This window comes from Pseudogemmobacter sonorensis (genome assembly GCF_042762395.1).
Classification (GTDB): domain Bacteria; phylum Pseudomonadota; class Alphaproteobacteria; order Rhodobacterales; family Rhodobacteraceae; genus Pseudogemmobacter; species Pseudogemmobacter sonorensis.
Window position 1 is genome coordinate 37,831 of the sequence record NZ_JBEFZE010000031.1, and the last position, 12,871, is coordinate 50,701.

General features: G+C 66.5%; 12 protein-coding genes and 1 pseudogene. 2 read left to right on the plus strand and 11 right to left on the minus strand.

Annotated features, from left to right (window positions below):
- Positions 1-2 precede the first annotated feature (2 nt).
- The 3 genes from ABNX41_RS17470 to ABNX41_RS17480 all read right to left on the minus strand — a co-directional run bounded on the left by ABNX41_RS17470 (position 3) and on the right by ABNX41_RS17480 (position 3,584).
- Positions 3-962 (minus strand): ABC transporter permease, encoded by a 960-nt coding sequence (locus ABNX41_RS17470; RefSeq protein ID WP_438670983.1) that lies wholly within the window; start codon positions 960-962, stop codon positions 3-5.
- Positions 962-2,515 carry an ABC transporter substrate-binding protein gene (locus ABNX41_RS17475; RefSeq protein WP_438670984.1) on the minus strand — a complete coding sequence of 518 codons (1,554 nt, stop codon included), beginning with the start codon at positions 2,513-2,515 and terminating at the stop codon, positions 962-964. Before ABNX41_RS17475 ends, ABNX41_RS17470 begins: the two co-directional genes overlap by 1 nt.
- 178 nt (positions 2,516-2,693) lie before the next feature.
- Complete coding sequence (locus ABNX41_RS17480) at positions 2,694-3,584, minus strand: LysR family transcriptional regulator (protein ID WP_438670985.1); 891 nt, start codon at positions 3,582-3,584, stop codon at positions 2,694-2,696.
- Between the two features lie 66 nt (positions 3,585-3,650).
- On the opposite strand from ABNX41_RS17480, the pseudogene ABNX41_RS17485 reads away from it, so the two are divergent.
- A pseudogene (locus ABNX41_RS17485) lies at positions 3,651-3,959 on the plus strand (CBU_0592 family membrane protein); the annotation flags it as partial.
- Between the two features lie 147 nt (positions 3,960-4,106).
- On the opposite strand, the gene ABNX41_RS17490 reads toward ABNX41_RS17485, so the two are convergent.
- From ABNX41_RS17490 to ABNX41_RS17525, 8 genes are all read right to left on the minus strand, one after another.
- Positions 4,107-4,409: an MFS transporter gene (locus ABNX41_RS17490; RefSeq protein WP_438670997.1), complete on the minus strand. Its 303-nt coding sequence runs from the start codon at positions 4,407-4,409 to the stop codon at positions 4,107-4,109.
- Positions 4,410-4,617: 208 nt separating this feature from the next.
- Positions 4,618-4,899: an FAD-dependent oxidoreductase gene (locus tag ABNX41_RS17495; RefSeq protein ID WP_438670986.1), complete on the minus strand. Its 282-nt coding sequence runs from the start codon at positions 4,897-4,899 to the stop codon at positions 4,618-4,620.
- 6 nt (positions 4,900-4,905) lie between these two features.
- Complete coding sequence (locus ABNX41_RS17500; RefSeq protein WP_438670987.1) at positions 4,906-5,691, minus strand: pyrroline-5-carboxylate reductase family protein; 786 nt, start codon at positions 5,689-5,691, stop codon at positions 4,906-4,908.
- A 215-nt stretch (positions 5,692-5,906) separates the two neighbouring features.
- Positions 5,907-7,256 carry a histidinol dehydrogenase gene (gene hisD, locus ABNX41_RS17505; protein WP_438670988.1) on the minus strand — a complete coding sequence of 450 codons (1,350 nt, stop codon included), beginning with the start codon at positions 7,254-7,256 and terminating at the stop codon, positions 5,907-5,909.
- Between the two features lie 35 nt (positions 7,257-7,291).
- On the minus strand, positions 7,292-8,083 hold the full coding sequence (locus ABNX41_RS17510) for an ABC transporter ATP-binding protein (protein WP_438670989.1): 792 nt from the start codon (positions 8,081-8,083) through the stop codon (positions 7,292-7,294).
- Positions 8,080-8,859 carry an ABC transporter permease gene (locus tag ABNX41_RS17515; RefSeq protein ID WP_438670990.1) on the minus strand — a complete coding sequence of 260 codons (780 nt, stop codon included), beginning with the start codon at positions 8,857-8,859 and terminating at the stop codon, positions 8,080-8,082. The genes ABNX41_RS17510 and ABNX41_RS17515 overlap by 4 nt, the downstream gene beginning before the upstream one ends.
- 26 nt (positions 8,860-8,885) lie before the next feature.
- Positions 8,886-9,857 carry an ABC transporter substrate-binding protein gene (locus ABNX41_RS17520; RefSeq protein ID WP_438670991.1) on the minus strand — a complete coding sequence of 324 codons (972 nt, stop codon included), beginning with the start codon at positions 9,855-9,857 and terminating at the stop codon, positions 8,886-8,888.
- A 2-nt stretch (positions 9,858-9,859) separates the two neighbouring features.
- Positions 9,860-11,920 carry a N,N-dimethylformamidase beta subunit family domain-containing protein gene (locus ABNX41_RS17525; RefSeq protein WP_438670992.1) on the minus strand — a complete coding sequence of 687 codons (2,061 nt, stop codon included), beginning with the start codon at positions 11,918-11,920 and terminating at the stop codon, positions 9,860-9,862.
- Between the two features lie 140 nt (positions 11,921-12,060).
- Here ABNX41_RS17525 and ABNX41_RS17530 point away from each other — a divergent pair, with 140 nt between their 5' ends.
- Positions 12,061-12,765: a hypothetical protein gene (locus ABNX41_RS17530; protein WP_438670993.1), complete on the plus strand. Its 705-nt coding sequence runs from the start codon at positions 12,061-12,063 to the stop codon at positions 12,763-12,765.
- Positions 12,766-12,871 lie beyond the last annotated feature (106 nt).

A 12,871-nucleotide genomic window follows, 5' to 3' on the forward strand; every position in this document is an offset into this window, starting at 1 on the left:
TCCTATGCCTCTTTCGCGCGGGGGTGGCGCAGTCTGGGGTTCAGGGCGATGGCGGAAATATCGGCTATCATGTTCAGGATCACATAGACAGCGGCGAAGACCATGGCCGCCGACTGCACCATCGGCAGATCGCGCTTGGACACCGCATCGACCATGAACCGGCCCAGGCCGTTGTAGTTGAAGATCGCCTCGACCAGCACCACGCCCGCGATCAGATAGGTGATGTTGAAGGCGACGACGTTGATGATCGGCGCCGCCGCATTCGGCGCCGCATGGCGCAGCACGACGCGGCCGTTCCGCATGCCCTTGAGGAACGCCGTCTCGATATAGGGCTGGTCCATCACCGCCAACACCGTGGTCCGGGTCATCCGCATGATCTGCGCCACGGTCACCAGCACCAGGACCAGCATCGGCAGCGTCGTGGCCGCAAGCCAGGCGCCAAGGCCCATCCCGTCCCAGGTGTCGGCAAGGCTGGGGAACAGGCCCCATTGCACCGACAGGAACAGGATCAGCAAAAGCCCGAGGAAATATTCCGGCAAGGACACGGTCGCCAGCGCCACCACATTCGCCGCCCGGTCGAAGAACGAGCCGCGAAAGGCGGCGCAGGCGATGCCAAGCCCCACCGCCAGCGGCACCGCGATCACCGCCGCATAGGCCGCCAGCGCCATCGTATTGGCAAAGCGCGGCCAGAGCAGATCCGCGACCGGCTGGCGATTGGCCAACGACATGCCCAGATCGCCATGCAAAAAGCCCGAGGCCCAGGACAGATAGCGCGCGACCGGCCCCGCATCGAGCCCAAGCTCGCTGCGCAGCGCCGCCAGCGATTCCGGCGTCGCATTCTGCCCCAGGATCGCGGCCGCCACATCGCCGGGCAGAAGCTCGGTTCCCGCGAAAACCAGCACGGAGACCAGGGCCAGGGTCACCAGCCCCAGCCCCAGGCGCTGAAGGATCAGCTTCGCCATTATGCCTCCAGCCAGACCTTTTCGGCCATCCGTGCGCCCATCAGGTTGAACATCGGATGCGGGGTCACGCCCTGGACCTTCTTCGAGACGCCGTCGAGATAATCGCCGAACATCGGGATCATCACGCCGCCGTCCTCATGGATCATGGCCTGAAGCTCCCAATAGATCTCGCGGCGCTTTTCGTCTTCAAGCAGGGCGCGCGCCTCGGCCAGAAGGCTGTCGAACCGCTCGTTCTTCCAGAAACTGTCGTTCTGCGCCGAGGTCGACTGATAGGCGATGGTCAGCATCTGATCCGCCGTCGGACGCCCGCCCCAATAGGACATGCAGAAGGGCGCCTTCATCCAGACATTGTCCCAATAGCCATCGGCGGGCTCGCGCTTGATCGTCACGTCGATTCCGGCCGCGGCGGCTGCGGTGCGGTAGATCGCCGCCGCATCGACCGCACCGGAAAAGGCCGCATCCGAAGCCTGAAGCGTCACCGCGAGACTGTCGAGCCCGGCCTCCTTCAGGTGGAACTTCGCGCGGTCCGGGTCATAGGGGCGCTGCGGCAGTTCGCTGTTCCAGAAGCGGTCGCTCGAGGGGATCGGCTGGTCGTTTCCGATCCGGCCATTGCCCAGAAGGGCGGTCTGCAAAAGCTGCTCGCGGTCGACCGAATATTTGATGGCCTGGCGCACATTGACATCGCTGAAGGGCGCGAGGGTGCAATTCATCAGGAAGGTGAAATGCTGCCCCCCGGCAGAGCGGACGATTTCGAGGTTCGGGTTGCGGCCAAGCAGGTTCACCGTCTTGAAGTCCAGGCTGTTGATCGCATGGACCTGGCCCGACATCAGCGCACTGGTGCGCGCCGAGATATCGTTGATCACCAGCACCTCGACCGCGTCGACATTGGCGCAGCCCGGTTTCCAGTAATCCTCGTTGCGGATGAAGCGCGCGCGCACGCCCGGCTCGACGCTTTCCAGCCGGAAGGGGCCGGTGCCGATCGGATTGGCCCAGTCGGTGAAGCCCTCCGGCACCACGAGGAAATGGTAATCCGACAGGACATAGGGCAGGTCGGCATTGCCGCTTTCCAGCGTGATGCGGATCTCGCTGTCGGAGACTTTCGTCACCTCCTTGAGCGCCGCGGCCACCGAGCGCGCCGCCGAGGAACTGTCGCCCCGATGCAGGTTCAGAGAATAGATCACATCGTCGGCGGTCAGGGTCTTGCCGTTATGGAAAGTCACGCCCTGGCGGATCTTGAAGGTCCAGTCCACGGCACCCGGCGCGGCTTCCCAGGATTCGAACAGCTCGGGTTGCGCCAGATTGTCGGCGTCGATCTCCACCAGACCGTTCATCACCATATAGGCCTGGTTGACCGGCACCCAGTCATTGAGCTTGCGCAGGTCGAAATCATCGGTGGTCGAGCCGCCGCCAATGCCCATGCGCAACACGCCGCCGCGCTTCGGGCCCTCTTGCGCCGCCAGTCCGCGCGGCAACAGGCTCAATGCGCCAAGGCCCGCAGCGCCGGTAATAAGGCCACGGCGCCCGATCTGAAAACGGGGGGTATCTTTCATCATGTTCCTTTCCTGCCGGATGCTCCGGCGATCCTCGGGGATCGTCTGACCGGTCTTCTGCGGACCGTTGCTCTCGGTAAGGAACCCTGTGAATTCCGGGCCGTCAGGGCAAATGACTTTCCGTCATACCCCTGTGACGTTTCGGCCTCATCAAACGGGCCCGGGTGCAAGCACCGCGGTTTCAGCCGGTCAGAGGGCGGGAATTGCTGTCGCATAGCCATTCCGCCAACCGCCGCGTCGTCTGGCGCTGGTGCCGATGGGCCGAGCGCATCAGGTAATATCCGCCCGGCCCCATCAGGCGCTGAGGATGGGCCAGCGCCAGCCTGCCCGAATCGATCAGGTCCTGAACCAGCCAGGTCCACCCCATGGCGACCCCGATCCCCTGCATCGCCGCCTCGATGGCCAGGCGGTAGCTGCCCATCTTCCAGCGCATGGTGGTGTCCGGCAGGTTGACCCCGGCGGCATAAAGCCAGTTGCCCCAGTCGGTCCATTCCTTGAAGGTTTCCTCCATGGTCAACAGCAGCGGGTTTTCCCGCTCGACCAGCGGCGGCTGTCCGGGGGCCATGACGGGGACCATCTCTTCGGGGCCAAGCGGCTCCATCACGAAATCGGCGGTCCTGGCCGGACGGTGATAGATCGCAAGATCGTATTCATCAGGGCGAAGCTGGCCGATATTCTCATCGACCCTCAACTTCAGCTCAAGCCAGGGCAGGTCCTGACGCAGCCGGTTCAGGCGCGGCAGCACCCATAGATCCGCCACGCCCTGAGAGCAGGCAAGCACCACCCGCCCCCGGTCGCGCGTGCCCTGCACCCCGTCCCCCAGCACCGAAAGCGCATCCATCGCCCGCCCGACCTGCAAGGCGTATTCCTCGCCGATCGCATTCAGCGCCACGCCCGAGGCGGTGCGCTCGAATAGGGCCGCGCCGACGTGATCCTCCAGCCGTGCGATCTGTCGGCTGACCCCGCTTTGCGTCAGCCCGAGCATTTCGGCCGCTGCCGAGATCGAGCCACAGCGCGCCACGATCTGGAAAGCGGTCAGGACATTGATCGGCGGCACTCTCGGACCGGGCATGGCGTGAACCTTCCTTCATGCGGGGGCCGCCGGAGCCGGGAGGCATCGGTGGCGGATCGCCTGCCCATGAAATTTCATCATGCCCCCATTCACAAGGCGGAGCTTACAATTCCCCGGCGAAAATCTCCCATTCCGGCGCGCGGGACAAGCGCCTCCGGCCACGGGGTGCGCCGCATAACACTTTGGGGAGATGTGAATTTTGGGCGCGGAGGAGTGCGAACCAAGGGGTCGCCGGATGTTGTCGGTCTTTCGGGGGCCATCTTCTATCTGCTGGTCTATGCATCGCTGCAGTCGCGCTACCTGCCCCTTGAGGACTGGCGCTATACCGCGTTGAATGTCACCGGCGGTCTATTGCTGACCACCTCGCTGTTCTGGAGCTTCAACCTGGGCTCGCTGGGCTCGCAAGTCGCCTGGCTGATCTTTACCGTGGTGGGCCAAGGCGAAGCCCAGCCCGATCAGCGCCCGCGCCAGCGTGACGAAGCCGCCCGACGCCCAGGCCAGCGTGTTCGGCACCGGCGCGACTTAGGTGTAAAGCGCGAACATCGCACTGGCCCCCAGCACGGCGGTCAGCAGCCCCAACACCGCCGTCCCGCCAAAGGCCTCACGCCAGCCGATGCTCTGGCCGACCCATTTCCCCAGAGGCACGCCGCCGACATTTGCAATGGTCAGGCCCATGAACATGGTAACGACCGCGCTGGCCTGTTTGTCCTTCGGCGCCAGGCTCGCCGCGGCCAACGAGCCGAGGCCGAGGAACACGCCATGGTTCAGGCTGGTGACGACGCGTGAGGCGAGCAGCGTCCAGTAATCCGGCGCCACCGCCGACATCAGGCTCCCAGCGTGAAGATCGCCATCAGCGCCGTGCGCTTGCCGAACTGCGCGAACAGCAGCATCATCACCGGCGCACCCACCATCATCCCGGATGTAGCGTGACACCGAACATTTCAGGGCGTGACAGCTCAGGGCGTGACAGCAAAGATTGCGGCAGTGCGATTTCTGGTGGACAGCTATTTCAAGGGGGTATTGAAGGCCGGTTTCAGCGGCGGTGGCGTGGACACCCTGAGGACCTAATTTCCCTCTCTTCCCCGTGAAGCTGGTGGCCAGGCCTGCGCTTGTCAGGGCGTGGGTGACGCTTTCGAGGTGCCATTCGCGGTTCAACTCGGGACGCAGCGCCGACGCCGATGTCGCCGCGATCGATCAGCAAGATGCGAAAGCCGCGCCCGGCCAGTTCCCGCGCGCTGGCGCAGCCGACCGCTCCGGCACCGATGACGATCACGTCGAATTCCGCCTGGTCGAGGGTCGCAAGGGGCTGGGGCATGGCGGGTTACTCCGCGCCCATGCGGCGCGCGGTTTCGGTCGCGGCGGCAAGGGCGGCGGCGACGGCACGACCGAACCCTGCCGCCTCGGCGGTATCGAGACCGGCCGCCGTGGTGCCGCGATAGTCGCGATAGGCGGCGAGCAGCTTGGGCGCTTCGGCGATCCGCCCGGCCAGAAGCTGCGCCCCGCCGCAGACGGCGGCTTCGGCGGCGCGCCATGCGATCTCCTCGGACATGCCATGCGCGCGCATGAAATCCGCCATCGCCACCGCCATCAACGCCGGATAGGCCGCGCCCGATCCCGGCAGGGCGGTCATCAGGTCGATGTCGGTTTCTGCGGCAAGCTCGTCCGTGGTGCCGATGGCCGAGAGCAGGCGCCGGACCACACCGCGATCCGCATCCGTCACCGCCGCATCGGCCCAGAAGGGCGAATAGGAGGCGCCGATTTCGGCCGCCGCATTGGGCATGGCGCGCACGATCCGCCCCCCGCATGACGCAAGCCTTCCCGCCCCGACACCGGCCATGAAGGACAGGACCAGCCGCCCCCCTGCCCGCAGGGACAGCCCCGCCCAATCCTCGGGGCGCACCGACACGACGACCGTATCGCACCGGGCGACCAGATCGGCGACATCGCTTGCCCAGGCCACCCCCGCGTAACCGTGATAATCGGGACGCGGTCCGCTTCGGTTCAAAAGCACCAGATCATGCGGCGCAAGGAGACCGCGCGACAGCAGCCCCGCGCCAAGTGCCGATCCCAGCCAGCCGGTCGCTCCGATAATTCCTACAGTCGTCATTTCGCTCCCCGCGGCCTTGCGCGGCCAGTTGGTGCCCCTGGCTGGAATGACGAGTGGCCCCCCGGCGTTTCACCGCCGCCAGCAGCGTCATTGCACGCCTGCGCGATGCTGAAGGCGGCAGGCCCGAACGTCAACGTTTCGCATCGGATGGCCACGGGTTGCGATGGAGATCGGCTGGGCGCGAGGTCGGACGCCGCAGGCCGACACTCCGAAGCTTATCCCCCCGCCGCGACAATGCGGATCCGAGCCTCCGGCACCGCCTGGCCATGTGCGTCAAAGCCCTCGTAGCGCGCGAACCGCCGGGTGTGGCGGGCCATCTCCGAATAGCCCGCAGCGTTGATCTGGCCCAGGGAGGCCGATTTCATGAAATCAGCCACCCCGAGCGGCGAGTGATAGCGCGCGGCCCCGCCGGTCGGCAGCACCGCATTGGGCCCCATCACATAATTGGCGATGGACCCGGCGGTCAGCGGCCCCAGCAGGATCTCCGAGGCGTTGCGGATCGCCCCCAGGTGGTCGAAGGGCGCCCGGGACAGGATCTGAAGATGTTCGGGCGCGTGGTCGTTGACGAACCGGGCGGCCTCTTCGGGCGAGGGGGCCAGCACGACACCGCCCGCCTTCCCGCCCAGGACCACGCCGACCCAGGCGGCGCGGTCCGGCGCCAACTCGCGCAGCAGGCGGGGCAGGATGGCCAGGATCTCATCGGCATGGTCGGGCAGCCATGTGACCAGAAAGGCGGAACTGTCGGGGCCGTGCTCGGCCTCGATCAACAGATCGCGGGCCGCGGTTTCGGCATCGACGCTGCCATCCGAGAGGACGATGCTCTCGCTCGGCCCGGCGGGCAGCCGCGAGAAGATGCGCTCGCGCAGCAGCTCTTTCGCGGCCAGGACCCAGGGGCTGCCCGGCCCCTCGAAACGGCCGGTTCGGGGCACGGTGGCGGTGCCAAAGGCGGCCGCCGCGACGGCGACCGCGCCGCCCGCCTTGTAGACCCGTTCGACCCCGGCAAGGCGCGCGGCGACCAGCGTCGCCGGATCGACCCGCCCGTCGGGTCCGGGCGGGGTCAGCAGGATCAGGTCGCGCACGCCTGCCACCACGGCGGGGATGCAGGCCATCAGCGTCATCGACGGGAAAGAGCCCTTGCCGCGCGGCGTATAGATTGCGGCGTCATCGACGGGGGTGAAACGCTCGCCCACCAGCACGCCCGGCCGAATTTCGGTCATCCTGATTTCAGGCGGCCGCTGGGTTTCATGAAAGCGGCGGATGTTGTCGGCGGCATATTCCAGCGTCTCGATCATCGCGGCATCGATCCGGTCGAAGGCCGCGTCGAACTCGGCCTTGCCCGCCATGAGATCCGCGCCCGTCAGGTCGGCGCCGTCGAAGGCGCGGGCGAAACGGATCAGCGCCGCGTCGCCCTCGTCGCGGACGGCCTCGACAATCGGGCGAACCTTCTTGACATAGGGACCGAGATCCTGTCCCGGACGCCTCAGCAATGCGGCGCGGCCGTCAGCGGTCATCCGGGCAAGTTCGTGCAGCGCCACCCCCGCTGCAGGCGAGTGGGATCGGGTCATCGCGGATTCCTTCGTTTCGGATCAGGCGTTTCGGATCAAGCCCGTTCCTGGGCCATGACTTTGAGCGTTTCCTCGCGGATCTCGTGCAGCACGCGGCGCTTGAGATCGCCGAAGGCGGGTTCGGTCACCACATCGTAGGCGCGCGGACGCGGGAAGGTGACGGCGATGTCGGTCTTGATCCGCCCGGGACGCGAGGCCATCACGATCACCCGGTCGGCCAGAAACAGCGCCTCGTCCACGTCATGGGTCACGAAGACCACGGTGGTCCGCTGCTCTTCCCACACCTTCAGCAGCAGTTCCTGCATCATGCCGCGGGTCTGGGCGTCGAGCGCGCCGAACGGCTCGTCCATCAGCAGGACCGAGGGGCGATAGACCAGCGCGCGGGCAATGGCGACGCGCTGGCGCATCCCGCCCGAAAGCTGCCTGGGCAGCGCCTTCTCGAATCCCGCCAGGCCGACGATCTGGATGAAATGCGCGACCAGCTCGCGCCGTTCGGCACGGCTCAGGCGGCTTTTCTCAAGCGCGAAGTCGATATTGCGCTCGACCGTCATCCATTCGAACAGCGAATAGCCCTGGAAGACGAAGCCTCGGTCGCGCCCCGGGCCGGTGATCGGCACCCCGTCGAGAAGCACGCGCCCCGCCGTCGGCGCCGTCAGCCCGCCAAGGATCGACAGAAGCGTCGATTTCCCGCAGCCCGAGGTGCCGACGACCGAGACGAATTCGTTGGCCGCGACGGTCAGGTCGATCCGGTCCAGAACGGTCAGCGGCGCACCGGCCTCGGTGTCGAAGGCCATCGACAGGCCGCTGATGGCAAGTTTCGGTGTCATCTTTGCCCCTCGGCCCAGCCGAACATGCGGCGGCCGCCCAGCTTGAACAGATAGTCGGTCAAAAGCCCCAGCAGCCCGATGAAGATCGTCCCGAAGATGATCGTCTCGGTCGACAGGTAGCGTTGCGCATCCATGATGCGGCGGCCCAGCCCGTCCTGCGCGGCGACCAGTTCGGCCACCACCAGATAGGTCCATGTCCAGCCGATGGTGATGCGGAACGTGTCCCAGATCATCGGCATCGAGGCCGGAAGGACGATCCGCCACAAGACTTCGGTGTTCGAGAAGCCCAGCGTCTGCGCCGCCCGGATCAGCGTCATGTCCACCGACTTGGTGTTGTTCATGATCATCAGCACCTGCTGGAAGAAGGTCCCGATGAAGAGGATGAGAATCTTCTGCCCGTCCCCGATCCCCGCCCAGAGGATCGACAGCGGGATCAGCGCCACCACCGGCATGTAGCGCACGGTCGAGATCAGCGGCTCGAACGCGCCTTCGAACAGCCGGTAGTTTCCCATCAGGATGCCCAGCGGCAGCGCCACCGCCGTCGCCGCCGCCCAGCCGATCAGGATGCGCCAGATCGATACCGTCGCGTCGCGCCACAGGATGCCGGTTTCGATCTGTCGCCAGCCCTCGGCCAGGATCGCTTGCGGCGCGGGCAGGAACAACGGACGCACCAGCCCCAGATGGGTGACCAGCCACCACAGGAACAGGATCGCCAGCGGCAGCGCGATGCCCGCGCCGACATAAAGTCGGCGCGGAACCGGGGCCCTCAACTGCAAGAGGGACGGCCTGAGGGACCCACGTTTCATTCGGCGGCGGCCGCTTTGACCACCGACAGGTCCAGCGCATCGGTCACTGCGGGATAGGAGGGCACGTCGGTCGGGTTGGTCTCGACCATGATCGAGCCGATCGACTCGTAGGCCTCCTGGAACGGCCCGGAAAGCGCCTCGACATTCTCTTCGAGATTGTAGAGGTGGACGCCCGCGAAGGCGACGGTGAACTGCTCCATGTCGCTGCCCACGGCCTCGGCGATGATCCGGCCGCCTTCCTCGGGATTCTCGCGGATGAAGTTGATCGCGGCGTCCCAGGCGCGGGCGACCCCGACCAGCGTGTCGCGGTTTTCCTCGATGAACGCCGTCTCGGCCAGAAGCAGGTCCGAGATCAGGCCCGGCGCGGCGGAGGCGTCGTAGATCACCGAATAGCCCTCGCCCGCGGCAAGGGCGGCCGAGATATAGGGCTCATAGCTGACGGCGGCATCGACACGGCCCGCGATGGCCGCGAGCCCCGCCTCGGAGGCCCCCATCGGCACGACGTTGATATCCGAGATCGACATTCCCGCCTCGCGCAGGGCGTAGTTGATGAGCAGGTCGCTGGTCGCGCCAAGTTCGAAGGCCACGCTCTTGCCCGCCAGATCGGCGATGGAATCGATGCCCTCGGCCGCGATCACGGCATCGGCTTCGAATGCGGCGTCCAGGATCAGGAAACCCTTCAGTTCCGCGCCCGCGTTCAGCAGGTTGATGAGCGTGTTGGTCGCCGCCGCCTGCACGTCGACATTGCCCGAGACCAATGCGGCGTTCACGTCCTGATCCCAGTTGAAGTTGATGAGCTGGACCTCGATCCCTTCGGCATCGAAAAAGCCCTTCTCTTCGGCGACCCACAGCGGGCCATAGCCCAGCCAGGGCTGAAGACCGATGCGCAGGGGCTCGGCCTGGGCGGCAAAGCCGAAGGTGGTCGCCAGAAGCAACGCCAGCGTGGCGCGTCGCGCGGGTATCGTCATTTTCATGTCTCCTGTTGGGGGTGGTCTTTGCGGACGGGAGGAAAGGTTGCCAGCCTGCGCAGCAGGTTGAGCGTGATGCGCCCGACATCATTGGATTTTCCCGGAAAGGGCAAGGCCCCGCACCAGGCGACGGAACTTGCCGAGAAGATCAGGTTGCCGCCCGGCAGCGGACGGATCGTCATCTCGGCGCAGGCACGCAGCCGCGCCTCGTCCGCGCCCCCCTCATACCAGCGGGCGGGATCGTGATAGAAACTGTCGTCGAAGCCATGCGCCCGCGCCAGGACCACGGTGTCGGGCGGCGTGCCAAGATGCGGGTCGGTCGCGTCGACCTCATATCCCGCCGCCCCGCCCAGCACGATCCCCTCATGGCCGAAACTGTCGCCGGGCACCCCCTCGAACAGCCAGGCGAAACGCGGGTCGCGGCTTTCCTCGCTGCGGGTATAGGGCTGCGCCGTGCCGAAACCCATGAGCGAGATCGCCACGCCCACCAGCGAATATTCGCCCTTGCCGCGCCCGCGCAGATAGCCGCCCGGCTCGTTCGTCAGGGCCAGGTGAAGCTCGGACACAGGCGCGTCCCATGTCCGTCCGGCCTCCAGGGGCGAGCGGCGCAGCTCCATCAGATCGTCGCGGAAGGCGACGGTGGCGGCAAAGCCGTTGCCGCCCAGGTAGGCGATGCTGCCGCCCCGGACCGCGAAGCCGCGCAGCGCCGCCTCCATGCCGACCGACATGTATTCCGGGTGGCTGCCGGTGACGACCGCCGCGTAACCCTCCAGCGCCGCCGCCCCCTCGCGGTCGAGGTCATGGTCGGTGACAAGATCGATCTCGATCCCGTTCGCGCGGGCGAAGCGCAGGAAATGCAGGTCCACCGGCAGGTTGTGCGGATCGCCGCAGAGGGGATAGCGGTAGTCGGGTCGCAACGTGGCCTTGGGCTTTCGCCACGAACAGATCGATACGCCGCTGGTGTCGTTGTGATAGTCGTAAAGTGAACGCAGCCCGTTGCGTTCGGCGAACCTTTGGCCGCGATCCTCGCAGAGCCATGGGAAAAGATGCGGCGGCAGCGCCTCGTCGGCATAGGCGAGATAGGTCGCGGTCGGGACCAGGAACAGCAGCGGCGCGCGCCGTTCCCGCCCACGCAGAAAGAAGGGGATGCGTTCCTCCGCCTCGCCGGAGCGGATCACGAAGGCATAGATTCCGGGTGGCGCCTCGGGCGGCACGTCGACGCGAAAGGTCGCGGGCCAGTCGAGCGGCCCCATATCGTCGTCATGCAGGTGCAGCGCGTCATATTGATCGGGGGCAAGCCGGGGATCGAAGGTGCTGCCGTCCCAGCGGGGCGAGGGCAGGCAGAAGGTCGGCAGGTTGACCCAGTTGAGCGGCAGCGGATCGGCATGGTCCGACAGCATCGGCCCCTCCGGCAGGATGGTCGGGAACCGCCAGAGATGGTCTTGATCGCCGACCGAGACCGCGATCCGCCCGATCCGCGCGTTCAGGGTCGCGCCATCGGCATTGCCGCCGCTTTGCGCACCGATCGTCAGCCCGGCCGCGCCGTCCGGCCGCGCCGCCAGCCGGACCCTAGCACCGGCAGGGCGCAAGGGATCGTGGCCGCGCAGCGTGACCGTCACCTCTGCCGCCTCGAATTCGAGCGTGATGTCATGCCAGGCGCCCGCGTCCGGCGTCAGGATCGGCAGATCCTCCCGCCCCTCAACCGCGGCGACCAGGCAGCCGTCGTCGAGCCACAGGCCGAAGCCCGCCAGCGCCAGCACAGGGCGACGGCCGGGATTGCGGCGCGGCTGGAACTCGACCGCCACCCGCCGCAAGGCGCCGCGATCCGCCAAGTTGATATGCAGGAACGACCCATGCAGGAATGCCTGCGCGGCGGGGGGCTGCAGCGTGGCGACGACCCAGCCCATCCGCGCCGGCTCGGGCAGGTCCAGCCGCTCGACACCAAGGCAGCGCGCATCGGCGACGGCCGAAAGATGCAGCGCGGCGGATTCTCCGGCCCGCAGAGACCAAGGCGCGACATAGCCCGCCGCCCGCATCGCACCATGATCGACGGCGCGCCTCATCCGCGCGCGCCGACCCTGCGCGACAACCCTGAAACCGCGCCGGACAGGATTTCCGTTGCAAGCATTCCATACCCCCGCTTTGATGCCCATCAGACTATATTGCGCATATTAGGGGGTATATACCCCCAACGGGGTATGAGATGCCGAACGAGTTCAGCGCATTGGCGGATACCATCGCCGCCCTCAGGTCCGACCGCTTCCTGCCAGCGCTGGCGCGCTATCTCGGGCATTGCGCGGCCTTCGACAATATCGTGGTCATCGTCTTCGACGGCGCCAAGACGCCCAGCGTCCTTCTGCGGCAGGTCAGCGGGCCGGATGTGTTCCGCTTCATCGATGCGCTTTACCTGCCCGGCGCCTATGTGCTGGACCCGATCTACCATGTCCACACCGACCGGGGCGGGCCGGGGCTTTACCGGCTGGACGACGTGGCGTCCGACAACTTCCGCCGCAGCCACTACTACGAATGGTATTACGGGCGCATCGGCATCATCGACGAGATAACGGTGCTTCTGCCGGTCGGGGATTCGGTGACGATCACCATTTCCATGGGGCGCGATGAATCCTCGGGCCAGATGTTCACCACCCGCACCAAGGAGGCGCTGGAACGGCGCGCACCGGTCATCATGGCGCTGCTTCTGGCCCACTGGCGTGCCGCACCGCATGGAGGGGCGGCCATCACCTCGGGCCAGCCCATCGCCGACCGCCTGCGCGAGGCGCTGGGGCGGCGGCACAATGTCCATCTGTCGGCCCGGCAGGCCGATGTGGCGCTGCTGATCCTGCGCGGCCATTCGACGCTGTCGATCGGAATGCGGCTTGAAATCAGCCTGTTGACCGGCGTGGAATAAGGACCCCGCTTCTGGGGTGATCGGCGTCCAAAAGGGACCCCACCGACCGGGGGTTGGGTCCATTGTGCCTTCGATAATTATCGGAGGCCGAGCACGGGATGCTGAT